General features: G+C 42.3%; 25 protein-coding genes. 18 read left to right on the top strand and 7 right to left on the bottom strand.

Annotated elements, in window-relative coordinates; translation table 11 throughout:
- Positions 1-19 precede the first annotated feature (19 nt).
- The 8 genes from AC5590_RS04370 to bchD all read left to right on the top strand — a co-directional run bounded on the left by AC5590_RS04370 (position 20) and on the right by bchD (position 7,597).
- Positions 20-388: a ferredoxin thioredoxin reductase catalytic beta subunit gene (locus tag AC5590_RS04370; protein WP_169263179.1), complete on the top strand. Its 369-nt coding sequence runs from the start codon at positions 20-22 to the stop codon at positions 386-388.
- Positions 385-786 carry a DUF309 domain-containing protein gene (locus tag AC5590_RS04365; protein ID WP_169263178.1) on the top strand — a complete coding sequence of 134 codons (402 nt, stop codon included), beginning with the start codon at positions 385-387 and terminating at the stop codon, positions 784-786. The genes AC5590_RS04370 and AC5590_RS04365 overlap by 4 nt, the downstream gene beginning before the upstream one ends.
- Before the next feature lie 338 nt (positions 787-1,124).
- Positions 1,125-1,619 carry an LptA/OstA family protein gene (locus AC5590_RS04360; RefSeq protein ID WP_169263206.1) on the top strand — a complete coding sequence of 165 codons (495 nt, stop codon included), beginning with the start codon at positions 1,125-1,127 and terminating at the stop codon, positions 1,617-1,619.
- Between the two features lie 29 nt (positions 1,620-1,648).
- Complete coding sequence (gene lptB / locus AC5590_RS04355) at positions 1,649-2,377, top strand: LPS export ABC transporter ATP-binding protein (RefSeq protein WP_169263176.1); 729 nt, start codon at positions 1,649-1,651, stop codon at positions 2,375-2,377.
- Positions 2,378-2,641: 264 nt separating this feature from the next.
- Positions 2,642-3,817: an LptF/LptG family permease gene (locus AC5590_RS04350; RefSeq protein ID WP_246163096.1), complete on the top strand. Its 1,176-nt coding sequence runs from the start codon at positions 2,642-2,644 to the stop codon at positions 3,815-3,817.
- A gap of 137 nt (positions 3,818-3,954) precedes the next feature.
- Positions 3,955-5,247 carry a hypothetical protein gene (locus tag AC5590_RS04345; protein ID WP_169263175.1) on the top strand — a complete coding sequence of 431 codons (1,293 nt, stop codon included), beginning with the start codon at positions 3,955-3,957 and terminating at the stop codon, positions 5,245-5,247.
- Positions 5,248-5,261: 14 nt separating this feature from the next.
- Positions 5,262-5,342 carry a DUF5710 domain-containing protein gene (locus AC5590_RS04340; protein WP_370460543.1) on the top strand — a complete coding sequence of 27 codons (81 nt, stop codon included), beginning with the start codon at positions 5,262-5,264 and terminating at the stop codon, positions 5,340-5,342.
- Between the two features lie 176 nt (positions 5,343-5,518).
- Complete coding sequence (gene bchD, locus AC5590_RS04335) at positions 5,519-7,597, top strand: magnesium chelatase ATPase subunit D (RefSeq protein WP_169263172.1); 2,079 nt, start codon at positions 5,519-5,521, stop codon at positions 7,595-7,597.
- A 35-nt stretch (positions 7,598-7,632) separates the two neighbouring features.
- On the opposite strand, the gene AC5590_RS04330 is transcribed toward bchD, so the two are convergent.
- Complete coding sequence (locus tag AC5590_RS04330) at positions 7,633-8,415, bottom strand: RNA polymerase sigma factor SigF (RefSeq protein WP_169263171.1); 783 nt, start codon at positions 8,413-8,415, stop codon at positions 7,633-7,635.
- 568 nt (positions 8,416-8,983) lie between these two features.
- Here AC5590_RS04330 and AC5590_RS04325 point away from each other — a divergent pair.
- Positions 8,984-9,712 (top strand): Bax inhibitor-1/YccA family protein, encoded by a 729-nt coding sequence (locus AC5590_RS04325; RefSeq protein ID WP_169263170.1) that lies wholly within the window; start codon positions 8,984-8,986, stop codon positions 9,710-9,712.
- A 305-nt stretch (positions 9,713-10,017) separates the two neighbouring features.
- On the opposite strand, the gene AC5590_RS04320 is transcribed toward AC5590_RS04325, so the two are convergent.
- The gene (locus AC5590_RS04320) at positions 10,018-10,932 is read right to left on the bottom strand and encodes an alpha/beta fold hydrolase (protein WP_169263169.1); all 915 of its coding nucleotides are present in this window, start codon (positions 10,930-10,932) and stop codon (positions 10,018-10,020) included.
- A gap of 530 nt (positions 10,933-11,462) precedes the next feature.
- Here AC5590_RS04320 and infC point away from each other — a divergent pair.
- From infC to AC5590_RS04285, 7 genes are all read left to right on the top strand, one after another.
- Positions 11,463-11,996, top strand: coding sequence for a translation initiation factor IF-3 (gene infC, locus AC5590_RS04315; RefSeq protein ID WP_169263168.1), 534 nt, complete (start codon positions 11,463-11,465; stop codon positions 11,994-11,996).
- 261 nt (positions 11,997-12,257) lie between these two features.
- Positions 12,258-13,430, top strand: coding sequence for a pyridoxal phosphate-dependent aminotransferase (locus AC5590_RS04310; RefSeq protein WP_169263167.1), 1,173 nt, complete (start codon positions 12,258-12,260; stop codon positions 13,428-13,430).
- A gap of 126 nt (positions 13,431-13,556) precedes the next feature.
- Positions 13,557-14,000, top strand: coding sequence for a secondary thiamine-phosphate synthase enzyme YjbQ (locus AC5590_RS04305; RefSeq protein ID WP_169263166.1), 444 nt, complete (start codon positions 13,557-13,559; stop codon positions 13,998-14,000).
- Positions 14,001-14,223: 223 nt separating this feature from the next.
- On the top strand, positions 14,224-14,886 hold the full coding sequence (locus AC5590_RS04300; protein WP_169263165.1) for a DUF5673 domain-containing protein: 663 nt from the start codon (positions 14,224-14,226) through the stop codon (positions 14,884-14,886).
- A gap of 383 nt (positions 14,887-15,269) precedes the next feature.
- The gene (locus tag AC5590_RS04295; protein ID WP_169263164.1) at positions 15,270-16,868 is read left to right on the top strand and encodes a peptidoglycan-binding domain-containing protein; all 1,599 of its coding nucleotides are present in this window, start codon (positions 15,270-15,272) and stop codon (positions 16,866-16,868) included.
- Between the two features lie 100 nt (positions 16,869-16,968).
- Positions 16,969-17,841, top strand: coding sequence for an S-methyl-5'-thioadenosine phosphorylase (locus AC5590_RS04290; protein ID WP_169263163.1), 873 nt, complete (start codon positions 16,969-16,971; stop codon positions 17,839-17,841).
- Positions 17,842-18,334: 493 nt separating this feature from the next.
- The gene (locus AC5590_RS04285) at positions 18,335-18,790 is read left to right on the top strand and encodes a pentapeptide repeat-containing protein (protein ID WP_169263162.1); all 456 of its coding nucleotides are present in this window, start codon (positions 18,335-18,337) and stop codon (positions 18,788-18,790) included.
- 293 nt (positions 18,791-19,083) lie between these two features.
- On the opposite strand, the gene AC5590_RS04280 is transcribed toward AC5590_RS04285, so the two are convergent.
- Complete coding sequence (locus tag AC5590_RS04280) at positions 19,084-19,983, bottom strand: proline iminopeptidase-family hydrolase (RefSeq protein WP_169263161.1); 900 nt, start codon at positions 19,981-19,983, stop codon at positions 19,084-19,086.
- Positions 19,984-20,310: 327 nt separating this feature from the next.
- Positions 20,311-20,505 (bottom strand): hypothetical protein, encoded by a 195-nt coding sequence (locus tag AC5590_RS04275; RefSeq protein ID WP_169263160.1) that lies wholly within the window; start codon positions 20,503-20,505, stop codon positions 20,311-20,313.
- A 765-nt stretch (positions 20,506-21,270) separates the two neighbouring features.
- Between AC5590_RS04275 and AC5590_RS04270 the strand changes: the two genes are divergently transcribed.
- Positions 21,271-21,720, top strand: a complete 450-nt coding sequence (locus AC5590_RS04270; RefSeq protein WP_169263159.1) for a CAAD domain-containing protein — start codon at positions 21,271-21,273, stop codon at positions 21,718-21,720.
- Positions 21,721-21,752: 32 nt separating this feature from the next.
- On the top strand, positions 21,753-21,926 hold the full coding sequence (locus AC5590_RS04265) for a hypothetical protein (protein WP_216669986.1): 174 nt from the start codon (positions 21,753-21,755) through the stop codon (positions 21,924-21,926).
- Positions 21,927-22,329: 403 nt separating this feature from the next.
- On the opposite strand, the gene AC5590_RS04260 is transcribed toward AC5590_RS04265, so the two are convergent.
- The 3 genes from AC5590_RS04260 to AC5590_RS04250 all read right to left on the bottom strand — a co-directional run bounded on the left by AC5590_RS04260 (position 22,330) and on the right by AC5590_RS04250 (position 25,255).
- The gene (locus AC5590_RS04260; RefSeq protein ID WP_169263157.1) at positions 22,330-22,515 is read right to left on the bottom strand and encodes a hypothetical protein; all 186 of its coding nucleotides are present in this window, start codon (positions 22,513-22,515) and stop codon (positions 22,330-22,332) included.
- A 331-nt stretch (positions 22,516-22,846) separates the two neighbouring features.
- Positions 22,847-23,869 carry an S-layer homology domain-containing protein gene (locus AC5590_RS04255; protein ID WP_169263156.1) on the bottom strand — a complete coding sequence of 341 codons (1,023 nt, stop codon included), beginning with the start codon at positions 23,867-23,869 and terminating at the stop codon, positions 22,847-22,849.
- 99 nt (positions 23,870-23,968) lie between these two features.
- Entirely contained in the window at positions 23,969-25,255 is a 1,287-nt protein-coding gene (locus tag AC5590_RS04250) for a homoserine dehydrogenase (RefSeq protein WP_169263155.1), read from the bottom strand.
- Positions 25,256-25,314: the final 59 nt, after the last annotated feature.

Genomic DNA, 25,314 nt, shown 5'->3' with positions numbered 1-25,314 from the left:
ATTATGAATGGCCGATCCCATGATTTCACCAGAGGTTAACACAACAAAATCCAGCGAACATAGCCTAGAGGCGATGCGGCATTTTTCGGAACAATACGCCAAGCGTACTGGAACGTACTTCTGTTCTGAACCTTCTGTTACCGCAGTTGTGATTGAAGGACTTGCCAAGCACAAAGATGAAATCGGAGCTCCTTTGTGTCCATGTCGCCATTATGAAGACAAACAAGCGGAAGTCAAAGCTACTTTTTGGAACTGTCCATGCGTACCAATGCGGGAGCGCAAAGAATGTCACTGCATGCTGTTCCTTACATCAGATAATGATTTCGCTGGTGATAAGCAAGAAATTTCTTTAGAAACAATTAAGGAAGTACGAGATGGTATGGGATGAACGAAGAAATGCCTGATGAGTTTTGGCAAGGTGTAGAGCAGTTTAATACTGGGGAGTATTATGCTTGTCATGATACCTTGGAGGCTCTGTGGATTGAAGCAACAGAGCCAGACAAAACTTTTTATCAAGGCATTTTGCAAATTGCCGTAGCATTTTATCATTTAGGCAACAAAAATTTACGTGGTGCGGTCATTTTGTTGGGTGAGGGTAGCAATCGCTTGCGACGTTACCCATCAGAATATGGCGGCATTGATGTAGACGAATTATTAATTCAGAGTGCGGCATTGTTGAAGGCATTACAACTCACAGAGCCAGAAAAGATTGCCGCTCTTAACCTCGGTCAAGATGAAGGTTTACCCTTGCCTAGGATTATCAGAGTTAATAATGAAAATACGTAAAGAATTAAAAAAAAAATTAAAGAAATATTAAAAATTATTAAAATACTGTAGATTCAACCTAGGTGGCAGTGCATGCAAATCTGTGTGCTCTGATAGCACCCCACGGGCAGGGATTGCAATCCGTTATGGATGAAACAAACACCTCCCTGTTCCCTGTTCCGTGTTCCCTATTCCGGCGTTTCTAACAAATGAAACCTTAAAAGTCGAGACAGCGTCAATACTCCTAGTTTTAGCCAGCAGCTATCCTCGAATAGCCCAAAATGCGTATTTTATGATCTGTGGTTAAAGTAGTTGAGAAAATTGGAATAACAATCAAAAATCAGAAACTATAAATAGCTATCATGCCCCACTATCAATTGCCTCAGTTTCACATACGTCGTTTGGCACTAGCTTTAATAGTACCAGTTGTGCTTCTGGGGTCAATGACCTTTCCGAGCCAACTGCAAAGAGCTACTGCACAAACTCAAAAAGCTCAGCAAAATCGTCCTCTTTACATCCGTGGAAAGGTACAAGAGTATAACTCTAAGACACAAGTGGCAACTATTCGCGGTGAAGTGGAACTGTCTTATCCCGCACGAGGTATTCAAGCAACAGCTGCCCAAGCACAATACTTTACCCGCGAACGTCAGATTATTCTTAGTGGCAACGTCTATGTTTTGCAACAAGGAGGCAATAGCATTAAGGCTGACTCAGTAACGTATCTAATTGATGAAGCGCGATTTGTTGCTACACCCAAGCAAGGTAGTCAAGTAGAATCTATTTATCTGGTTAACGAGAATAACCAAACTCCTGGATCTGCTCCTGCAACAGCACCTGTGAAAAAATCTAATTAGCACAGATAACTCATAAAGGACGGCAGAGGGTGAAAATTGTCTTAGAAAATGTTCATAAAACTTATGGCAAGCGAGTCATTGTCAATCGCGTCAACCTTTCAGTCGCCCAAGGCGAAATCGTTGGGTTACTTGGTCCTAATGGCGCTGGTAAAACGACGACTTTTTACATAGCCACAGGTTTAGAAAAACCAGATAAGGGAAAAGTCTGGTTAGACAATGTAGATATGACTCCGCTACCAATGCACAGAAGGGCGCGACTAGGCCTTGGTTATTTGGCACAAGAAGCAAGTGTTTTTCGTCAACTCAGCGTGCGAGATAATATTCTTTTGGTGCTAGAACAAACAAATGTGCCAAGCTGGGATTGGGCAAGGCGAGTGGATACCTTGTTGCGGGAGTTTCGTTTAGAAAAAGTAGCCAACAACAAAGGAATTCAACTTTCTGGAGGTGAAAGACGCCGGACAGAATTGGCAAGGGCGTTGGCTGCTGGTAAAGAAGGACCAAAATTTTTATTTTTAGATGAACCATTTGCAGGAGTTGATCCCATAGCAGTCTCAGAAATTCAGCAAATTGTCGCGCAACTGCGCGATCGCGATATGGGCATTTTAATCACCGATCATAACGTCCGCGAAACTCTAGCCATCACAGATCGCGGATATATTATGCGTGAGGGGCAAATCCTTGCCTCCGGTACCTCCAAAGAACTCTACAATAACCCCCTTGTGCGGCAATACTATCTGGGCGATAACTTCCAAGCGTAAATAAAAAATCAATTAAAAATAAAAAAACTTTTATATTTACTGTTTTTAATTAAAATTTCGTAATCTGGCTTTATTTTGTTTACGATTTATTTTGATAACTGCTACATTTTTGATGCTTAAATCTTCTTGTGGCTGAAATTGTTGCTACCCGAAACCAGGATTTCTCACTTGAGTTTGCATAGTATAGTGCATAAATGTTTGATGAATCGTGACAAAAAACCTAGTATCAATGACTAATGACTAATAACTAATAACTAATAACTAATGCCTAAATTTAAGTCTTTCTACACCATCAATTCGCTGCTCCCTTTTTCTATAATGGATCGCTACCTGGCGAGGGAATTGTTGCCGACATTTTTGTTTGGTGTTGGGGCTTTCGCTTCAATTGGCGTAACAATAGATGCTATGTTCGAGCTAATACGGAAAATCGTGGAATCCGGATTACCGATAAGCATCGCCGCTCAAGTTTTTATGTTAACTATGCCAGAGTTTATCGTTTTAGCTTTCCCCATGTCCACGCTCCTGGCTACTTTGATGACTTACAGTCGTCTTTCCAGCGATAGCGAACTTGTAGCTTTACGCGGCTGCGGAGTTAGTGTGTATCGCATGGTACTCACTGCTGTGATGTTGAGTTTGATCGTTACAGGAATGACATTTGTGTTTAACGAACAGCTTGCACCAGCATCCAAATACCGAGCAACTCAAATATTGAATGCGGCTCTCAAGTCCGAAACTCCAACTATTGTTAAGCGGCAAAACATTTTTTACCCCGAATACCAGAAGGTAAAAAAAAAGGATGGTAGTGGAAATAGTAAAATCTTAACACGCTTGTTTTACGCTGATGAATTTGACGGTAAAGAGATGAAAGGTTTGACAATTATTGACCGTTCTACACAAGGTGTGAGTCAAATCATTGTATCAGAATCAGGCGAGTGGAATCCATCTCAAAATGTCTGGGATTTTCACAACGGTACCATCTATTTAGTCGCCCCTGACCGCTCTTATCGTAACATTCTCAGGTTTGAACACCAACAAATAAAATTGCCTCGGACTGCTCTTGATTTGGCACAGAAAAGCCGAGACTATGGCGAGATGAACATTGGTCAAGCACTGGAACAACTAGAGGTTGAACGTCTCGGTGGTGATGAGCACAAAATTCGCAAACTCCAAGTCAGGATTCAACAAAAAATTTCCTTACCATTTGTCTGTGTCGTTTTTGGTTTGGTCGGTGCAGCAATGGGAACCGTACCTCAGCGTACTGGAAAAGGGACAAGTTTTGGCATCAGTGTCATAGTTATTTTTAGTTATTATTTGCTTTGGTTTATTACTGGTGCTTTAGGAGAAGCTGGTATTCTTTCTCCCTTGGTAGCTGCTTGGATGTGTAACTTTCTGGGATTTGGTGTAGGTTTCTTGTTATTGAGGCGAGTTGCACAAAAATAGTTTTTTGACAACAATCACACCTGGGGTTAATAAATTACAATTGTGGAGTAGGTAGGATAAAAAAACTCGCATTAAAACCGCTGGTCTAAACCTTTTTTCTTTTACCAATTTATTTGTAAACTTAGACTATATTGCCCATGTCACGCCACCACCATCCTCCCGCCTACTTACGCTATCTCAAAGCTAGGTTATGGTATTTAGCACGACCTAGTTTTTGGGGAACAGCAATTTTTTTATCTGTCGTAGGGCTGGGTATCAAAGAATACTGGACAAACCCCGACTTTTTGACTCAATGGCAAAAAAATCAAGTTGCGGATAACAAGCCTGTCAATTCCTCTGTTTCAAAGGAAGACAGCCCAATAACACCGGATATTAATAATTTACCACCAGTTCCGTATCCAGCCAAAAATCTCGCCTCCAAACAAAACACTCAAGCAAAAAACAGCAAAAGTTTATTAGAAGCTTTAAATAGCAACACCCAGACTTCTACAAGTGATAGTAAATTAAAGCTTAATGTCAAGGACGGTAATTCTACACCCGTTCTAGAGTTGGAAAATCCATTCCTAGCACAAGCACAGAGTTTATTACAATTTAAAAATCTTCAAAATGGTAGCAATTCACTAGGAGTGAATGCCTTAGCTCCGAGTTTGGGAACGGGATTAGCGACTCAAACCACTTCTAATCAAAACGGCGTCTCAGAAAGTGCCTTGCAAACAGCGCTTAACCAAATAAAGAGCCAACAATCTACAAACTCAAATCGTATCACCTCAACTCAGAGATACCCTCTTGAGCCATCATCTTTACTATCCACTGAAAACAGAAGCAGTCAGACTGTTGTTCCAAGCACTAACTTTAATACAAACACAATCAATCCTCTGAACATAGGAACAGGTTCTACGCAGCCGGGAGCGATTTCTGGAACCAATTACATACAACCAGGAACTACTCCTGGAACAGCTTACCCCCAACCAAGTTTCAATAATCCGCAACCACAAAATTTATCTGGTGGAACAAGTTATATACAACCACCAACTGCAAACCAACTACAAACTTCCATTCCTGGAACAGCTTATCCTCAACCTCAATTAGCACCTGTAGGCATACCGCAAACTCCAAGTGCAGTTCCTAATAGCAGGGCTATTCTTCTTAACCAAGTTATCAACAATAGGTTGAATAACATAAATACTGCTCAGCCATTGTCTAATGTAACACAACCAACATTAGTAGTACCTCCGTCCTCGAATACACTCAGTGCTCCCAACTATACCCCCAATCAAAGTGGCGTTATTAATAATACGCCACCCACGTCCAATAATTATGGAAATATAGGCTCACAGCAAGCCCCAGCTCCAATACCGCAGTATCTTGATCCATCTTCTACTCAGATTCCCGGACAGTATACTGGTGGCGGACAGATAAATAGGTACTAGTATCCGTAAGATCTATGGCACGAACCTATCTAAATGTTCCATATCAACAAAAAGATCAAGCCAAAAAACTCGGTGCAAGATGGGATGCTAGCTAGCCAGCATGAATGGGATTTAGATATTACCTATCTAGAGCAATTTGGGATATCGAGTCATTCTTCATCGCCCAGACGTGGTAACAGAGCAGGGAATTGAGCAGTTTTAGATAACTGTAGGGGCTGCACCGCGCTATTATTTGGTATCCTAGAAAGCTGGACTAGCTATGACTTAAACTATGCCTGCGCCTACCACCATCCCTCTTAGTACTGCTTTTCCCCTGACAGCCGTAGTCGGTCAAGAAGCGATTAAATTAGCCTTGCTGCTTGCTGCGGTAGATCCGGGGTTGGGAGGAGTCGCGATCGCCGGTCGTCGCGGTACGGCAAAATCTGTAATGGCGCGCGCTATTCATAGCCTACTTCCACCTATTGAAGTTGTATCTGGTTCTATCAGCAATTGCGATCCCAACCGTCCAGAAGAATGGGATGACCAACTTTTGGCAGATTCCTCCCTCAGTCTCCCTACAAGCGAAGATGGAAGCAGCGAGGTAAAAACCGAAATCATCCCCACAACTTTTGTACAAATTCCTTTGGGAGTCACAGAAGACAGACTCTTGGGTTCTGTGGATGTAGAACAGTCTGTTAAACTCGGGGAAACTATCTTTCAACCAGGTTTACTCGCCCAAGCAAACCGAGGCGTTCTCTACATAGATGAAATCAATTTATTAGATGACCAAATATCGAATCAGCTTTTAACAGTATTATCTGAGGGACGCAACCAAATTGAACGCGAGGGCATTAGTTTTCAGCATCGGTGCAAACCCTTATTTATCGCGACTTATAACCCAGAAGAAGGAGCATTGCGGGAACATTTACTAGATAGAATTGCGATCGCCCTCAGCGCTGATGGTGTCCTCGGTTTAGATCAAAGAGTCCAAGCAGTCGAGCAAGCTATTGCTTACTCCCAATCTCCTCAAGAATTTCTCCAACAGTATAGCGAAGACTTAGACAACCTCAAAACCCAAATCATCTTGGCGCGGGAATGGTTAAAAGACGTTTCCATCACCCACCAACAAATTTCCTACCTAGTAGAAGAAGCAATTCGTGGAGGCGTGCAGGGACACCGCGCTGAGTTATTCGCCGTACGTGTTGCCAAAGCCTCTGCTGCTTTGGATGGACGCACACAAGTGAACGCGGAGGATTTGCGGCGTGCTGTGGAACTTGTGATAGTCCCACGGGCGACTGTTGTGCAGACACCGCCACCCCAAGAAGAACCACCGCCACCGCCTCCACCCCCACCACAAGATCAGGAGGAACCCGACGAAGATAATTCCGAACAAGAACAAGAGGAAAACCAAGAACAGCCAGAACAAGAACCGCCTGGTATCCCTGAAGAGTTTATCTTTGATCCTGAAGGAGTCGTTCTTGATCCTAGTGTGCTTTATTTTGCTCAGATGGCGCAGCGGCGAGGGAAATCTGGCAGTCGCAGTTTAATCTTTTCCGAAGACCGGGGACGTTACATCAAGCCAATGTTGCCGAAAGGAAAAGTGCAACGCATTGCCGTAGATGCCACACTTCGTTCGGCAGCACCGTATCAGAAAGCACGACGGCAGCGGTATGAGAACAGACGAGATAATGCATCCTCTTCCTCAAGAGAACGGCGCGTCTTTGTAGAAGAAAGTGATATTCGAGCTAAGCGCTTGGTACGCAAAGCAGGTGCTTTAATAGTATTTGTGGTAGATGCCTCAGGTTCAATGGCGCTGAACCGGATGCAGTCTGCTAAAGGTGCGCTGATGCAACTCCTGACAGAAGCATATCAAAACCGTGACCAAGTGGCTTTGATTCCTTTCCGAGGAGAACTAGCAGAGGTATTGTTACCCCCCACACGTTCTATTGCTTTGGCGCGCAACCGTTTGGAAAGATTACCCTGTGGTGGTGGTTCACCACTGGCTCATGGTTTAACCCAAGCTGTACGCGTCGGTTTGAATGCCCAAATGAGCGGAGATATTGGACAAGTTGTGATTGTAGCGATAACCGATGGACGCGGCAATATTCCTTTGTCGCGTTCTTTGGGTGAACCGCAAGAAAGTGGACAAAAACCAGATATCAAAGCAGAATTGTTAGAAATTGCTGCTAGAATGCGTGCTTTGGGAATGCAGTTATTAGTTATTGATACAGAAAGTAAATTTGTTTCTACTGGATTTGCTAAGGAGTTAGCAAAGACAGCAGGAGGCAAGTATTACCATTTGCCCAAAGCCACAGATAAAGCTATTGCTGCAATGACAAAAGGAGCAATTGCTGATTTAAAATCTCGTTGATGTCAGCACTTCCATACTTTTTTAAATAAACATCATCACCCTGCTGGCACTGCTTGGGTTTTTAACATAGAGACTAAATCTTGAACTCCCTTTTGCAAATATCGCGTAACTGTCATTGGACTGGTACCAATTTTGTTCGCGGCATCTTTGCGAGAAAATTCATTCAAATATACCATTTCTACTACCATGCGGGGCTTTTCTTCCAACATACTTATTGCCCCTTGAAGTTGTTGCCGTTCTTCGTGTTGTTGTTGCAAACTAGCAGAACGGTGACAAGGAAGTGCTTCACCTAGAGTGATTTGACAATCAATAGACTGAATAACAGTAGCATCTAAACTCAAAGGCATACGGTTCTGAGCAGCTAATTTTGTCTGTTGCCATTCTTGGGGAGAGACCTTGAGTTTGCTTGCAATTTCTAAATCTTTGGGAGGACGACCTAAAGTCAGTGCCAATTCTTTGCGAACCTTTTGCCCTTCGTTATAGAGTTCTTGCCAACGACGCGGAATTTTTAAGAGGGTACAGCGATCGCGTAAAAAGTGCAGCATTTCACCTCGAATGTAAGGCACAGCAAAAGAACTAAAAGCATATCCTTGGCTCGGATCAAAACGCTCAATTGCTCTTATTAAACCTAAATAACCGACTTGCTCTAAATCTTCATAAGGCTCGTTGCATTGATAACTGAATTTATGAGCCATCTTGCGCACTAAGCCAGTATGCATTTGTACAAGTTCATTACGAAGTTTAACAGAAGGATTCTGGTAGTATGCTCGTAGTAATTCTATACCATCAGATTGCATATAGTACTGATTTGCTGCCATATAAATTCCTTTTTAAGAAGTCCTTTTTTGGGAAAAATAAAGTAGTGTAAATCTCCATTACAGCTGTTATTATTTTCCTTAGGAACTCTTGTAGAAACCATTCGTTGTTTTACTGAAATTGTTAATAGTCTTTTCCAAATCTAAGTGTTTTCACGGGTAAAAAACTCGGATTTTTTAGTTGTGGTAAATTAACAAAGTGCTGAGTTGTGAATACTGAGAAGCCAGCGCCCTTCGGGTTCGCAGTCGCCTACGGAGGGAAACCCTCCTGCAGCGCTGTCTCACCGTGTGAAAGTTCCCTTCGGTGCATGCAAACTGCCGTTTTGTTGTAGAGCCACTCTTCGGCTTCCTGTCGAGGTGGCAAGTGGTGTTCCAAGAAGGGGTGTAAGGGTGTAGGGGTATAGGGGAAATGCATTTATATTTTCATTCTCTTACACCCTTACACCCTCACACCCCTAACGTTGGGCGTTAACTCACTCCTGAGAATTATCTTTATGGCTACTAGCTCTGGTTATCAGTAAAAATGGAAAGAAACACAAATGCTCAACTAACTAAAAAATAAGTGTGAAATATGAGCAATACCAGTAACTTCCGTGACGCAATTCGTCAGGCGAAAACTCAAGCCCTAGTCGGTCCCAATGTCATTGCCAACGCTCTTCCTTTTGTAGGCGGCGGACTAGTGCTAACAGCATTAGGGGCATACGGTGGATTGAGTGTCAACCGTGCTAACCCTCAATTGTTCTTGCCGACCTTCTTTGGTGCAGTCATTCTACAGTTGATTTTGTTCTTCGTTGCCCAGAATGTTGCCGAAAAAGGCAATAACAAAGTTGCACTGCCTCTATTAGCAACATACAGTCTGCTCACTGGATACACAATTAGTGGTTTAATCTACTTAGCACTGAGAACCCCAGGTGTTGGTATTCAAGGTGTTGGATTCGCAGCTCTTGGTTGTGGTGTGACTTTTATCGTTGCTCGTCAAATTGGCTCAAATCTTTCTGAGCAAGATGGTATGGCATTGACGAAAACGATTAATCTGGGGGTAATTGCCTTAGTTGCTGTAGTCGGTGTGCAATTTTTATTCAGTATTTTTGGTGTTTACACACCGAACTGGTTAGAAATTGGCATCTCAGGTTTGGGCGTATTTCTCTTTGTTGGTGCATCAGTTGTAGATTTCTACATCCTGCCACGCACCTACCGCAATGACCAATACCTGCCTGCTGCTTTATCAATGTACTTAACATATATCAATTTGTTTGTTTTTATCTTGCGATTGATTCTTGCTTTTAACAGCCGCGATTAAGTACATTGAAGTTTTTTGTCTCAAAACAAAATCAGCCGTGGTTTGACTTTCCAAATCACGGTTTTTATTGAATTTTGGATTTTGGATTTTGGATAATGGAATTGACTCCACCGGCTTCGGCTGCGCTCAGCCCAAGCTAAAGGTGAGGAGCTTGAAAATGAGCGGATTTTGAATTGAGGAATTAATTCCGTCCTAGAAGGACGGGGCTTGTACCGACTAACCCCAATCTAAAATCTAAAATCGTCCCGGTCAAAAGCAGTAAACAGAGGAAGCGATTTATTGACCCGCTGATAACTGTTCACTGTTCACTGTTCACTGTTCACTGATTTAATCCAATCTAAAATCGCCTTGTTCACCACATCTGGGCATTCATCGTGAGGACAATGTCCCACATTTTCTAAGTTAAGCAGTTCCAACTTTTCGTTAAAATTAGCAAATTGAGTCGCAAGTGCAGGGGGAATAAATCGGTCTTTTTGCCCCCAAATCAGAAGCATGGGAATTTGTAAGGTTGGCAATACTGTCTTAACGCTAGGACTAAAGTTAATACCAATGGTAGCTTTCAACAAGGCTGTGAAAGCACGGGCAGAACCTCGATCCCCAGAAGGACCAACCAGAATTTCTACCAGTTCATCGGTGATCGCCTCTGGGTTAGCATAGGCAATACTAGCCCAGCGACGTACTACGTTTGGTCGGCGTAAGAACTGGAATAAAGGCTTAAGCAACAGTGGTGAAGCAACTAGATTTTTGATTCCCATGACAACAGGTCGTAGAATGGGAGGAATCGCTTCTTGCTCCAATGATGGATCAGGCAAACTCATCATAACGACACCTTGCACCATCTCTGGATGAGCAGCTGCGACTGCCAAGCAAACAAGTGAACCAAGAGAGTTACCTACGAGTACAACTGGTTGACAGATAAATGTTTTCCAAAAATCGTAAATCTGTTCTGCCCAAAGATGTACGCTGTAATTTACGGGAGCTTTTTCAGAAGCGCCCCAACCTAACATATCAAGGGCGTAAACAGTATGGTGTTCGCCTAGTACTTCTAAATTCTGTCGCCAATGACCGATAGATGCACCGAATCCGTGTAGCAGAATCAAGGGAGTTGTCTTGCGATTGTTTAGAGCAGGACGAATGTATGTGTAGCGAGTTTGCCAGCCTCTCCAAACCCAGTCTCTTTGATTGCCAACCCGTTGCTGCCAGTCCACGATAGTATCCACGCTTTTCTCCAATTTATCGTACAGAAAAACTTTTCATTTCACTTTGTCAAAGTTAGCTCAACTCCTTGCGGCTAAATCTGTGCAGAGTTGGTACCAATAGTGCAGGCGAAAGTTGATAGTCTTTAAATATATTCTAGACTAGGTGCATTTCGACCTTTTTTTGCTTAGAATCAATACCGAGCCAATACTATTTATAAGCAAACATCAAAATATGCTTATCATCTAAATACTGTATTATCTGAAACGGCATTTTTTACGAACACTGAAAACCAACAAAGTCAATGGTTTTATAGAAAGTGTTACAATCATTAAAAATTGCTACTATTCTGTAACTTAGATTAACGATTGGACAGAAATCCTTTCAAAATGAGTAAAATGGCAGATACAACGAAGACAATGAAACTGCTCTAGGGATTAGCTACCCTAGAACTATAGGTTCATTTTCTAGTCCTCAGTGATTTTAGTATTTCACTTCTGAGGCATACAACAAACAACTAAGTCACTTTCTTAACAAATAGCTCCCACAAATCATGTCAGTGATTGAAAGAAAAAGAAATCGCGACCTGCCCCAAATTAACGAACGAATTCGCTTCCCGAAAATTCGGGTTATTGATACTGATGGTTCTCAGTTAGGAATCCTGACCCCACAAGAAGCACAACAACTAGCAGAGGAAAAAGAACTTGACCTAGTGCTGCTGAGTGATAAGGCAGAGCCTCCGGTTTGTCGGATTATGGACTATGGGAAATACAAGTTTGAGCAAGAGAAGAAGGCACGAGAAGCCCGGAAAAAGCAGCACACTGCTGATGTCAAAGAAGTGAAGATGCGTTACAAGATTGAAGAACACGACTACAATGTACGAGTTAAGCAAGCAGAGCGTTTTCTCAAAGACGGGGATAAAGTCAAAGCAACTGTGATGTTCAGAGGTCGCGAAATTCAACACAGCGACATGGCAGAAAAATTGCTCAAGCGAATGGCAACAGATTTAGAAGCATTAGGCGAAGTTCAGCAAATGCCCAAAAAAGAAGGGCGGAACATGATGATGCTCATCTCACCCAAGAAGTAATCAAGAAATAAGCAAACTTAGCAAATCAGACAAGGGGGGATACTTCCGTTGGTGAAGTTTCCCCCAGTTTTATTTAGCGTCATTCTAAATGATAAGTTCTACGGGCACGCACTCGCGTTCGTGAATAAAAGTAGGAGATGAGGCAGATGCTTCCTCATTATGCTGATTTAAATCCAATCCTTAATTTCACAACTCAAATTGGACTCGCATATAAGATTAACTTTTAAGAGAAAATTGAACTTATTTTAAATGTGATATCGCATGGAATCTCTTATCTCTCGGATGCAGGCGGTGCAGTCGCCTATTATTCCAGTTGTCGCGGAACTGATTCAAAGCTGTCCTGGTACTATTTCTTTGGGACAGGGTGTTGTTTCTTATAGTCCACCACCCGAAGCTATAGAACTTTTGCCCAAGTTCCTAGCTGAACCAACTAATCATTTATACAAAGCGGTTGAGGGAATTTCTCCATTACAAACTGCATTAGCAGCAAAACTACAAGACTTTAATGGTATTGAAATCAATGAGGAAAACTGCATCGTTGTGACAGCAGGTAGCAATATGGCGTTTATGAATGCTGTTCTTGCTATCACTTCGGTGGGAGATGAAGTTATTCTCAATACGCCTTACTATTTCAACCATGAAATGGCGATTACTATGGCGGGTTGTCGTCCGGTAGTCGTCAAATGTGATGAAAATTACCAACTGCGTCCAGAGGCGATCGCCTCTGCTATCACTCCAAAAACACGAGCAGTGGTGACGATTTCCCCTAATAATCCCACAGGTGCTGTGTATTCAGAACAAGCGTTGCAGCAAGTGAATCAAATTTGTCATGATCGCGGTATCTACCACATCAGCGATGAAGCCTATGAATACTTTACCTACAACGGAGTGAAACATATATCTCCCGGTGCATTTGCTGGAAGTAGCAAGTACACGATTTCTCTCTATAGCCTTTCCAAAGCTTATGGTTTTGCTAGCTGGCGTATTGGTTACATGGTTATCCCCAAACACCTGCTTGTCCCCGTCAAAAAAGTTCAAGACACGATTCTGATTTGTCCGCCTGTGATTTCCCAGTATGCAGCTTTGGGGGCGTTACAAGCCAAAGACGACTATTTGAAGAATCATATTGCGGCGATCGCCCAAGTAAGACAAGTCGTACTTGATTCCCTCAACAGCTTACAAGACTTGTGTACCATTGCTCCTGCTGATGGTGCTTTCTATTTTTTCCTGAAAGTTCATACTCAAGTGGATAGCTTTGAACTTGTCAAACGACTCATCCGCGAACATCAAGTCGCAGTGATACCTGGTACAACCTTTGGGATGGATGATGGATGCTATCTCCGCGTCGCCTACGGTGCGCTACAAAAACAGACAGCAAAAGAAGGAATTGAACGCTTGGTGAGGGGTTTGCAAAAAATATGTAAGGTGCATTAACGCAGTGCGACACACTACCTTTAAACTAGAAATCAGTCAAAAAATAAACTTTATCCACAAGACTTGTATTTTGTGGAACATTTTCATCTTAATAACTTGCAAAATTAAAAACACAAAATTAACTGTATGCCAATTGTTAATCATTTTATAGAAATCGAAACAAAACAAGGAATAAATATTCATAATATTACGTTACAGATTCAAGAGTTGATAGAATCAACCTCAATTAAGAATGGTCAAGCTTTGGTCTTTTCGCGCCACACAACGACGGCATTGGCTATTAATGAATATGAAGAAAGATTGTTACAAGATGTCAAAGTTTATTTGCACAAACTAGCACCAGAATCAGACCGATACTTACATAACGACCTACACTTAAGAGAAAATATTCCTCCAGATGAACCAATGAATGCCCATTCTCACTTAATGGCAATGACTTTAAGTACGAGTGAAGTTATTCCGATTGTGGATGGAAAATTAGCTTTGGGAACTTATCAATCTGTTTTATTCTTTGAGTTAGATGGACCACGTAAAAGGACTGTATTTTGTCAAATTTCTGGCGAATCGTGAGTGATAAGTTAGGAGTTCAAGCTCAATTATGGGTTTTTGGCAAGAACCTCACATAGCGAGCAAGTAGGATAGAGACTGCATATCCTAACAGAATTGGCTCCTATATATAGTAGATTAGAACTTAACGCATTCTACTAATAGGTTATGTAGATGCAAGGAAATGATGATGTTTCAGTCCTTTTCTACAGGGTTAATATTATTATTGATTGTTATTGTGCCCGCTATGGCAATTGCATACGCAATTTCCTACCGGACAGTCGGGCGTCAAGCAGCTCAAAGGCGTTTGGGTCGCATGCTGCCTGCTTTCTTCGTTGGCTTTGGGCTTTCTTTCCTAAACAGACATGGATTCCTAGGCAAATATGGATCGATAAGCTTTTATTTTATATGTTCAGCTTATGTGGTTTTATGGCTCCTAACTTGGAACTGGCGAAAGAGAAAGGCTGGTGCTTTACTACTTGATGCAGGACAGTTGTCACGAAGCAAATTAATACTTTGGGTTGGTGTGTTGGTACCACTGTTCGCAGTCTTTGATACTTGGTCGGCGATTAATAAAATCTCAACAGGGCTTGGGAATGACACTAAACTGCTAGAAGTTATATCGCAACCGGTTTTGTTTTGGTCGCTAGCCATTTATTTCCTTTCAATGGGATTGAGTAGATTGGAGTTTCGAGAAAACGGCATCTGCTATATGCTTTCAGTAGTGAAGTGGGAGAAACTGACATCCTACTGGTGGAGCCAAGACAAACCTAACATCGTGACGATTGAGTTCAAACAACCACCCTATCTCCTATCAACAGGACTCCGGAGCTTACGAATTCCATCAGCACATCGGGATGCAGTGAAGCAGATTCTGGCTGAGCATTTGATAATGACTGATGTCAAGTAAATCTTACAGAATTGCTGCGTAAGATAAACGCCATATGTTTTGAGGCAGATAAACCAATTGACTTAAGAACCTGGTATATTCTTCGTATAAATCACTTTGTGCAATTAAGTTCAATCAGGGGGTAGATTGCTTGCTGTATGAAACCTTAGTAAAGAGCCTTTTGAAGGTTTTCTTTCTGAATGGGTGTAAGCAGCAAAAGTTTTGCACGACTACCGTAGTTTTACGGTAAAAATGAAATTTTAATTATTACAAAACAAGTTGTCAGGAATTACGTGTCAGGGCAGTGTATCTACAATTGCATATAAAAAAACTGACTAACACTCTGTCTGAAGTCAATTTCACAACAGGGGAATCATCTAAGATAATAAACCGAAATAACTACTATGGAAACAATTGGTTATCTTCAGCTTGGATCAGCAAACGAAGCATCAACAAGAAATGAGCATACTGCTGTGGGATTTTCTCTTAATCTTTTTGCTGGGTTGAATTGGAGAAAACTGTCTAATCGTGCAGCGATACATCTTTTATCTGTAACACTGACTTTGGTAGTCTTGAGTATAGCCGAGCGTGCGATAGCCCAAAGGGCTGACGCTCCGCGTATCGCACTCCAGAAAGTCGGAAGTGGAAGTAGTGGATCTCAAGTCTCAAATATCCAAAGGTGTTTGAGCAATTTAGGCTATTACAAAGGTCCTTTTACAGGTAAGTTTGCTTCCTTAACTCAGGATGCAGTGATTCGGTTCCAGCGAGCCAATGGACTACCAACTGTTGGATATGTCGGTGCAAGAACTCAACAACTATTGCAATCTCAATGTCAAAGTCGAAGATCTAATCAAAGATCGCGAGTGAGTGTTAGCACTGATTTGCGACCAGGTAGCAGTGGTCAAGCAGTCGCTAGATTGCAACAAAATTTAGGGCGCTTAGGTTTCTTTTATGGTCCAGTAACAGGTAACTTTGGTTCAGAAACCCAGCAAGCAGTGATCAGGTTCCAGCAATCACGTGGAATACGTGCTGATGGTGTTGTCGGTGCGAGAACAGAAGAAGCAATACGCACCAGTTTTAACACAAATGATTCCTCAGTCAGTGTTAACAGTTATCAAGACACAAATAATTCCTCAGTCAGTGTTAGCAGTTACCAAGACACAAATAATTCCTCTAATTCCTCAGTCAGTGTTAGCAATTACCAAGATGGCGTCGGTGGAGATAGCTTACCAAATGCTTTGAATGTGGGTGACTCAGGTGCTCAGGTGAGAGGATTGCAACAGGATTTGCAGCAGCTGAGCTACTTTAGGGTGAATCCAACTGGTTATTTTGGTCGAACAACTCAAGAAGCTGTAGCACGTTTTCAGCAAGATCATGAAATCACACCCAACGGTATTGCTGACTCACAAACCTTGGGAGCAATAAGCACAGCTTTAGCACAACAAGGTAATGGACAAAATTATGGACAAAGTAATGGGCAAAATTACGGCCAAAATTATGGACAAAGTAATGGGCAAAATTACGGCCAAAATTATGGACAAAATTATAGTTGTTCGACCACCGGAGATATCTGTCAGGGTGAGACAAGTCAGCGAGTGACCACCATACAACAGCGTTTGCAGAATTTAGGATTTTTTAAAGGTAATGTCACTGGTTTTTATGGTCCTGCAACCAGAGATGCTGTGGTTCAATTTCAGCGAAACTCTCGCTTAGAAACAACAGGATCTGGCAATTTTCACACTTGGCAAGCATTAGGTTTGACCAACAACCCGAACAACTCTACAGAATTGAACCCTAAAGAGAATCGCTATGTTGTTCTCATCCCGATTTCTAGAAACGACACTTTAAATGAAGTGCGTCAATATATACCGGAAGCTTTCCGCGCTGAATCTAGACTCGGTCCCTATGTCAATGCTGGACAATTTAGAGAACGCTCACAAGCAGAAGATTTGTCTAAGTGGTTACGCTCACGCGGGTTAGATGCACGAGTAGAATACTTTTAAAAGTTAAGAGCCATGAGTTTAGAGTTATGAGTGATGACTCATAACTCTGATATCTTGATTCTGTAACTTTATTCCTCACTTTTCGCGTAATCTAAAGATAATGGTAGAAACTCGTATTGGGATTATTGGTGGCAGTGGTTTATACAAAATGGACGCCCTCAAGAATATCGAAGAGGTACAAGTCCAGACACCTTTTGGTTCTCCATCGGATGCTTTGATACTGGGAACTTTAGAGGGTACACGAGTTGCTTTTTTAGCGCGTCATGGTCGCAATCACACGCTGTTGCCTTCCGAGTTGCCATTTCGCGCCAATATTTATGCAATGAAGCAACTGGGTGTGGAGTATCTGATCTCTGCTTCTGCTGTCGGTTCTTTGAAAGAAGAAGTAAAACCATTGGATATGGTGGTTCCCGATCAATTTATTGATAGAACGAAAAATCGGGTTTCAACGTTTTTCGGTGAGGGGATTGTTGCTCATATCGCTTTTGGTGATCCGATTTGTAAAAATTTGGCAGTTGTTGTTGCAGAGGCGATTGCCTCCCAAAACTTACCAGATATCACTGTCCATCGTGGTGGTACTTATGTGTGTATGGAGGGACCAGCATTTTCAACAAAGGCGGAATCCAATCTTTACCGCAGTTGGGGCGCAACGGTGATTGGAATGACCAATTTACCAGAGGCGAAGTTAGCACGGGAAGCAGAGATTGCCTATGCTACGCTTGCTTTAGTGACTGATTATGATTGTTGGCATCCAGATCACGATAACGTGACAGTGGACATGGTCATTGCTAATTTGCAGCGAAATGCACTCAACGCTCAGAAAGTCATTCAAGAAACAGTACGGCGTTTGAGCGAAAATCCACCCTCAAGTGATGCACATTCAGCGCTAAAGCATGCGATTTTGACAAATCTAGATAAGGCACCCACAGCAACTAAAGAGAAGTTGGGGTTATTGTTGAAAAAGTATATCTAGAAACGAGAGTATCATACAAACACCAAAATTGCGCGTACGCCTGCGGTACGCTTTGCGTACCGCAGGAGCGTGCTGCAGCCGTACACGAAGCGTTCATCTATAGTATCTGGTTGGTAATCATTATTACTGTTTTGAAGCAATACTGTCAGGGTGTTTCCTTTCCCATAAGTACCTCTAAAGTCATAACACTTTTCTAAGCAACCTTTTGGGCAATTTACGTCTTATAGCAGATATCGATTAATGCCCAATGGCAGAATTTCTTACCTCATTCCAGGTGTTATTATTTTTTTCAGTGAAGGTAGAACAGTTAAAGTACAACGAAAGTACAACAGGCTGCATCAGTTACCAATCATTTACAGTTAGAAAAACTTGTCTACCATCACAAAAAAAAGCTGACGTGTATCACAACCAAGTTATATTACCGAGATATAGGGGATAATATAACTTGTGAGGATAAAACGGAAGCAACTTGTATCAGAAAGGTGAAAATATTATGAAAGCCAAACTTATAGCACTTTTAACCTTAGTGACTCCCCTAGTCTTGGCTAGTTCAGTGAATGCAGCGAATCCACAGCATGTTAAGAAGCTACTTGCTACTGGGGAATGTGCAAAGTGTGATCTATCGAAAGCAAACCTCAGCGGTGCACATTTAATCGGTGCTGACTTGAGAGATGCTAATCTTCAAGGAGCAAATTTAACAAAGGCAAATCTTGAAGGTGCTGATCTTACAGGTGCTAATTTAGCCGGCGCTAACATGACGTCAACTTTAGCGACTAATGTTGATTTCAAGAAAGCCAATCTTAATAAAGTCAATTTCACTCGTGCTACGATTCACGATTCTAATGTGTATGGGGCATCGATGAATGACCTCAATATTACTAATGCCGAAATATCTAACACAGGCATAGGTATCGGTGGTGAAGACGCAGAAGTTCCTGATTGGAAATAAAGCTTACGATAGCATTGATTCTGGGAACAAGAGAATAGGGATTGGTAAACTCCTTGCACACAAATTCTCTGTTTGTTTCATTGGTTTAGCTGATTGAGTCACTCTGTAAGTTAGGACAGCCTGAGAAAGAGGTTATGTAGGGCGATGAATTATCGCCCTGTGGAAAGCTGACATCTTGTATTGTTGTCATGTATTGGCGACGGGACTCTAGACTTATTTCGACAGCTAAACGCTAAGCTGTTTACATACAGAGACTTTTGGATAAATAGTCTTATTTATTTTTGTCCAGCTACTTATTGCTGAAGTCGGGGATTGTCGCGAGTGTGTTCTACTCTAGTCAAAAATTCGTCTAACACTTGCAGAAATCTTTCTGTTTCTTCCAGATGAGGCATATGTGAACTGTTTTCAAACAGTACCCACTCTGAATCAGAAATACCTTGCTTTAATTTTTCTACACAAGCTGGGGTTACCTCATCATACCTACCAGAAAGCAGCAGTGTCGGTACAAAAATTTCACTCAATCGATCTTCAAGACTCCAGTCGATGATTTTGCCAGCGCCGCGAAACTCTGTACCAACTTTGCTGTATGCTTTAGTCAAACAACTAGGCCAAGGGTTTAAACGACAGAGAAAAGAATGGTTAAAGACCTCCATAGCCTGTTTATATTCTGGCTGTTGAGTTGTACCTGCGGTTTCATGTTTACTAATAATCTCTTTGATTTCTGCTGGTAGATCATTCATCAACTTATAAGCTTCACTCACAAATTGCTGAATGTTGGCAGGTGTATTAGCTAAAATCAGACTTGCTAAACCAGTTGCTTGAGAAAGAGTATGTTCTAGTGCCAAACAACCACCCCATGATTGTCCAAAAAGATGGATTTGCTCTAAGTTTAAAGTGCTGCGGATGGCTATAAGTTCATCTTTAAATAAATCAATGGAATATAAATTTGCGTCAGTAGGGCGATCGCTATTTCCACATCCTAGTTGATCGTAGAATATAACTTGCCTTCCCGTGTTAGCGATCGCTTCTAATGGTTCCAAGTAATCGTGGGGTACTCCTGGTCCTCCATGAATACACAAAAGAGGTAGTTTGTCTTCTGCTTCTTGGTTCGGTTTAACAATGCGATACCACACTTGATGCTCACGAAACGAGATAAAGCCTTCAACGGCAGAAGTTGATGACTGTTGATTCATACAAGTAGCAAAAAATTAGCAATAGTATTTACAATAACTTGATTTGTATATCTATAAACTATTTTAAGTAGTGAAAAACTCTTATACTTAGCCATATTGAAATCCGGCTTTTATTATAAACTGGTATTTAAAATAAAAGCAGGCGATAAGCCCGAGGACTTCGGTGTGAGCGCGATCCCTGAGCTTGCCGAAGGGCAGTCGAATGCTTGACGCTGCACCTATAGCGATGGTGAACTGAATAATTAAGGTATTCAATCCACCATTGTTTCGTTGAGTTACTAATGAAAGCTGACGTAGTTAAACCTTGACTCGTCGGAGTAGTTAGCTTTATTCTTTATCAACTTTTTCAATATCATCAGGTGTACCACTGGCAGAAATTTTTGATGTGCCAGATTTACCTGCACCGGAGTTGCCGCCAGAAGCGCCAGCACCGCCTGAGTGTTTAGAATCCGTGTTTCCTTGTTCTTCCTGGAGTTGTTCAAGGCGGTTTTTTTCTTGAGCTTTATCTTTTTGATCAGCCATATCTTATTTACATTTTTCGGGCTTGGTTTAGCTGTTAACTCTACCATTTTCCCTATTTTATATCTTGCACCTAACGGGATAAGCGCTGGCTTGGTTTTTTTAGTATAAAGAATTACTTCTTATGAGCAATTATGAGCGGAAACTGGGGCGGGTACGGCTTAGCCTATGGGAAAATTTACACTTCCGTAAAGCTGCTGGACGCCCGATGTCACTCTGAGGTAAATCCGCTTTTGGAGGTAAAGACGTTTATCAAATGGTTGTAGTACTGTAAGAAAGACGTAACTTTTGAGAATTTTTACCCAAACTCGAAACGTAAGATATTAATAATGTCAATAAGTATAAATATTGGTGAAATGTCCTCCTCAAAGATAAGAGCATAAGATAGGCTAAATATAGGGTAAAATCGGCATTTAGACAAGTCTAAATACAAGATGAGCTAATTTTTGCATGATTTGTATTTAGATGAGTACCATGATTAGCAACCTACATAGCGTGGGATAACCATACATTTGAGAGTGTAGTTCATTAAAAAATCGACTTAGAATGCTACCTCTAAGCCATACTAATTAGGTAATAGCTACTGCCCTGTTAGTGCTTTTCTACCTTGTAGTTGATGAAGTGGTAATGGAAGCGCAATTATGGTTATAGGTAGCTAGAACGAGCGTTGTACCTCAAAGTCAGTTGTGCTAACGTACCAGTGCATCGTTTAGTCAACAACCTTTTGGTTGTAACTGTCCGGATAAAAGTAACTCAAGTCTGAAAATTATGGAAGCCCAAATGCAAGAACCAGAAATAGTGGAAACTAAGTCTCCAGAAGCAACGATGGCAAATATCAACAATCAAACAGGCAGCATAACGAAACTCCAGCCAAGCGTGCAGTCTCAAGATCAATGGCTAAAATACGGAGAACAAGTTTCTGGCTTTTTAGCGACACTGCCCGAATATCTGGGAAGCTTCTTTAATAGATACAAACAGCCCCTGGTTAGCATTGGTTTGATTGTGGCAGCAATTGTCGCGGTCAAGATAGTTTTGGCGGTATTGGATGCTTTGAATGACATTCCTTTGGTATCACCAACCTTTGAATTAATTGGTATTGGTTACTCTACATGGTTTATTTACCGCTATCTACTCAAAGCCTCAACTCGGCAAGAGTTAACTGATGAGATTACAACTCTCAAGTCACAAGTTGTTGGCAAGGAAATTTCGGAAAGCTAAGTAGCTGCGAAGGAAACTGCATATCGTTGGTTTTGAATTGTCTGCCTGAAACACTTGGTGAACGTCAAATTACAATGCCTCATGACTGGGTAAATCCAGTTCTGCATGAGTGTTTCCTGACAGTGCCTGTAAGCGCAAAGCGCACGGCTGCTGCTTTAGGGAATGGCGCAGCCGTGCCTATGGCACAGGATATAGGTGTACCATAGGCATAGTGCTTCGCCCAGGGTAATAGCAAATCAATAGAGTATTGTCGGGCATTATCAGCGTCTTGAGATCAAAGTCTGAAATTGACAAAGCAAAGCCTGCGTAAGCAGGCTTTTGGTTTATGAGTAGTTGCGTGAAGTACCCGATATTGCCTTTGGGTGGCAGCTTTTGGGGGGAAGATTCCCCCCAAAACGTGCCTTCTGAAGATGGGGCTTCCCCCCAAATCCAACTAGTACAAGGACGGTCTTATTCGTCTTTTGGGCTTCCCGCTTCATCGGGTGATGCCTCCTCAAACCCCTGCTTGATTCCGTCTTACTCTCCCTCAACAGGCAGATCCTCGCCTCCCGCAAGGATATAATTTTTGGTACAGCACAACATGGCTTATTTTTTACCGTAGAGCGTAATCTACGAACCAGCGGTTATGCTCTTTCCCTGACCTTTGATCTTTCTGTACCAAGCGGAGGCAGTGCGTTGGGGAGCCAGTAGTGCAGGAGGGTCTCCCTCCGTAAGTATCTGGCGTCCGGGTTTCCCGACTTGTAAGCGCAAGGCGCACGCTACGCGAACCCACAGCGTCTCCGCAGGAGTTAGCACCTGCCGTTCTTACCGCTACTTAGGTTATCTGTTCCGACACAATCAGGTGGGTCATCAACCACTACAATGGTAGCACATAGACATCAGATTTGCTACCATGACTCAAATTAGTTTGCGCTTATCACAGAGAGAAAAAGAGCATTTACAAAAGTACTGCGAACTAACGGAACGCAACCAAACAGAAGTGTTGAGAGAACTTGTTCGTAGACTGTCAATCAAAGGGGCATTGAACCCCCTTGATTGACCGCGCAACCTCGCCCACCGCACTCAGGGATGGGGAATTCCGCTCAAATGCGTTAATTTTGGTTGAGCACTTGGACTGCAAACCCTCTCAAGGTGTTTTCACAATGCTTTGAGATTCTATGGGTTGCAATCTTCCTGTTTGCACCAAAGCTTGATGAACCATAGCAGCAACCTCAGCACGGGTTGCTTCTTGATTGGGAGCCAAAACTTCTGGATCAGGGTTGTTTACTACAAGACGATTTTCTGTAGCTGCTGCTATCTTATCAATGGCGTATTTAGGAATATCTTTGGCATCTTTATAGATACTTAAAACTTTTTCAGGGGAAGAAGGTACTTTGAGATCCAACCCACTGACAAGAGCAACTAAAACTTGTACTCGTGGAATTTTTTGGTCTGGTTTGAAACTTTCGTCTGGATATCCTTTTAAAAATCCAGTTGCAATGGACCGGTTAATTGCTGGAATTGCCCAGAATTTTGGTGGTATATCTTTGAAACTTATTGAATTCCCAGCATCTGCTTTTTTAAACGCTTGTTGCAAAATAGCAGCAAATTCAGCACGGTTTACAGGCTGGTTAGGTCTAAAAGAGTAATCAGGAAAGCCTTTGATCATTCCACGAGAAGATAGAATATCAATGAAACGCCGTCCCCAAAAATCACCAGGTACATCTGTAAAAGCAATTGGTGGGGGAATTGTTGGTAATTTTTCACTCGCAGTGACGCGAGATTGTTCTGTAGTCGTGGTACGAGGAAAGGATGATGGCTCTTGTGATTGTGACCAGGCTTGCTCTGGAGGTACATTTAAAGTTTGAGGGAACAGATCGTCTAAGAAGGTGTGTTTCTCAGTTGGGGATGGAGTTACTGTTGGTTTGGCACCAGGAAGAATAAATGGAATTGCTGGTTGTTCAGGGATTGCTGGAATGATTGGAGAACCAGAGGAAGTCCGCGAGGGAGATATCAACCCAGTGAAATTCCAGTTAGAATTCTTACGGGAGAATGTCCAAAATAAAATAATCCCGATAGTCACAAAAGCAACAAGAATACCGATAAATTCATCAAAACCAAGGGTATTGTTTGGAGATGACTCCGGATCTGGAGGGCGCATATTTGTCATCTTTTAAGGACTAAACGACAAGGTGCATGATTAAGGTTATTAAGTAATAGGTTACAGTTTTCAGGTTACAGATTCGTTAAAACTCTTATAACCATCATCTTAGAGTACTCGCAGCAAGCTAGGAATACTTTCTAGTTCTGCAAAAGTACGAATTTCTGTTAATGCTTGCCGAAAATCACCTTCTCGAACATCGTGAGTCACAACAACAATTTCTGCAAGTTCTCCCTGAAAACCTGTTTGGACGATTGACTCCAAACTCACTGCGTGATTGCCAAAGCAAGTTCCCAATTTGCCAATCACTCCCGGTTGGTCTTTGGTGAGAAAACGAGTATAAAATCGGGTGATCAGTTCTGCCATTGGCACAATTTGGCAGTAGTCTTGATGTCCGCAGGTCAGTAGCGGATTTGGTACTGATGTACCTGTTTGGAGTGCTGCTACTAGGTTCAAAATATCCGATGACACAGCACTCGCAGTTGGTCCTGCACCGGCACCAGGACCAAAAAACATCACCTGTCCAATGGGTTCACCTTCAACAAGAATGGCGTTATTCACGCCGTTGATGCTGGCTAGGGGGTGTGCTTTCGGGACTAAAGTCGGCTGGACTGTGATTGAGATGGCACCAGAAGAGGAAATTCGTTTGCCAATCGCAAGCAATTTGATCACAAATCCTAATTTCTCGGCATAGGCAATATCTGTTTTGCTGACTTGCCGAATTCCCTCACAGTAGACTTCTTCCAGCCTGATGCGTCCACCAAAGGCTAATGATGCGAGGATGGCGATTTTATCTGCGGCGTCTAAGCCATCAACATCAGCAGTTGGGTCAGCTTCAGCATAACCTAATTGCTGGGCATCAGCTAAGACATCACTGAAGTTGCTGCCTTCGGTTTGCATCCGCGAGAGGATGTAGTTAGTCGTACCATTAATAATGCCAGTGATGGTGTGAATCTGGTTGACACTTAAAGATTGCTTTAAAGGTTGAATGACTGGAATACCACCACCGACGGCGGCTTCCAGCATAACGTAGACCCCAGCTTGATTCGCAGCCGTGAAGATTTCATCACCAAAACGGGAAATTACGGCTTTGTTAGCAGTCACCACGTGCTTGCCATTTTGAATAGCTTTGAGGATTAGCGATCGCGCTGGTTCAAGTCCCCCCATAACCTCGACAACAATATCTACCTCTGGTAGGGTGACAATGGCTTCCAAATCTGTTGTTAATACCGTTTGTGGTAGTGTGACTGCGCGGGGTTTGTCGAGCGATCGCACTCCCACACGAGAAATTTCTACGAGCTGCAACAACGGGTGACGAAAACCGCTATTTTGTAACAATTGCACCGTACCCGTCCCTACAGTGCCTAATCCCAATATTCCTAGCTTTACACCCACAAGTCTTACACCAATCTTAGATTTTAGATTATTTTGTCAAATAAATAACAATTGTAGGG

The organism is Brasilonema octagenarum UFV-OR1 (assembly GCF_963888615.1).
Taxonomy (GTDB): Bacteria; Cyanobacteriota; Cyanobacteriia; order Cyanobacteriales; family Nostocaceae; genus Brasilonema; species Brasilonema sennae.
This window is presented reverse-complemented; position numbering and strand designations above follow the sequence as displayed.

What these genes read in the sequence shown, in the direction of transcription:
- AC5590_RS04295 (WP_169263164.1), top strand. Translation starts at nt 15,270, where the DNA reads ATGGAAACAATTGGTTATCTTCAGCTTGGATCAGCAAACGAAGCATCA.
- AC5590_RS04370 (WP_169263179.1), top strand. Translation starts at nt 20, where the DNA reads ATGATTTCACCAGAGGTTAACACAACAAAATCCAGCGAACATAGCCTA.
- AC5590_RS04290 (WP_169263163.1), top strand. Translation starts at nt 16,969, where the DNA reads ATGGTAGAAACTCGTATTGGGATTATTGGTGGCAGTGGTTTATACAAA.
- AC5590_RS04305 (WP_169263166.1), top strand. Translation starts at nt 13,557, where the DNA reads ATGCCAATTGTTAATCATTTTATAGAAATCGAAACAAAACAAGGAATA.
- AC5590_RS04345 (WP_169263175.1), top strand. Translation starts at nt 3,955, where the DNA reads ATGTCACGCCACCACCATCCTCCCGCCTACTTACGCTATCTCAAAGCT.
- bchD (WP_169263172.1), top strand. Translation starts at nt 5,519, where the DNA reads ATGCCTGCGCCTACCACCATCCCTCTTAGTACTGCTTTTCCCCTGACA.
- AC5590_RS04310 (WP_169263167.1), top strand. Translation starts at nt 12,258, where the DNA reads ATGGAATCTCTTATCTCTCGGATGCAGGCGGTGCAGTCGCCTATTATT.
- AC5590_RS04280 (WP_169263161.1), bottom strand. Translation starts at nt 19,983, where the DNA reads ATGAATCAACAGTCATCAACTTCTGCCGTTGAAGGCTTTATCTCGTTT.
- AC5590_RS04255 (WP_169263156.1), bottom strand. Translation starts at nt 23,869, where the DNA reads ATGACAAATATGCGCCCTCCAGATCCGGAGTCATCTCCAAACAATACC.
- AC5590_RS04330 (WP_169263171.1), bottom strand. Translation starts at nt 8,415, where the DNA reads ATGGCAGCAAATCAGTACTATATGCAATCTGATGGTATAGAATTACTA.
- AC5590_RS04300 (WP_169263165.1), top strand. Translation starts at nt 14,224, where the DNA reads ATGGCAATTGCATACGCAATTTCCTACCGGACAGTCGGGCGTCAAGCA.
- AC5590_RS04365 (WP_169263178.1), top strand. Translation starts at nt 385, where the DNA reads ATGAACGAAGAAATGCCTGATGAGTTTTGGCAAGGTGTAGAGCAGTTT.
- AC5590_RS04340 (WP_370460543.1), top strand. Translation starts at nt 5,262, where the DNA reads ATGGCACGAACCTATCTAAATGTTCCATATCAACAAAAAGATCAAGCC.
- AC5590_RS04325 (WP_169263170.1), top strand. Translation starts at nt 8,984, where the DNA reads ATGAGCAATACCAGTAACTTCCGTGACGCAATTCGTCAGGCGAAAACT.
- infC (WP_169263168.1), top strand. Translation starts at nt 11,463, where the DNA reads ATGTCAGTGATTGAAAGAAAAAGAAATCGCGACCTGCCCCAAATTAAC.
- AC5590_RS04275 (WP_169263160.1), bottom strand. Translation starts at nt 20,505, where the DNA reads ATGGCTGATCAAAAAGATAAAGCTCAAGAAAAAAACCGCCTTGAACAA.
- AC5590_RS04350 (WP_246163096.1), top strand. Translation starts at nt 2,642, where the DNA reads ATGCCTAAATTTAAGTCTTTCTACACCATCAATTCGCTGCTCCCTTTT.
- AC5590_RS04285 (WP_169263162.1), top strand. Translation starts at nt 18,335, where the DNA reads ATGAAAGCCAAACTTATAGCACTTTTAACCTTAGTGACTCCCCTAGTC.
- AC5590_RS04270 (WP_169263159.1), top strand. Translation starts at nt 21,271, where the DNA reads ATGGAAGCCCAAATGCAAGAACCAGAAATAGTGGAAACTAAGTCTCCA.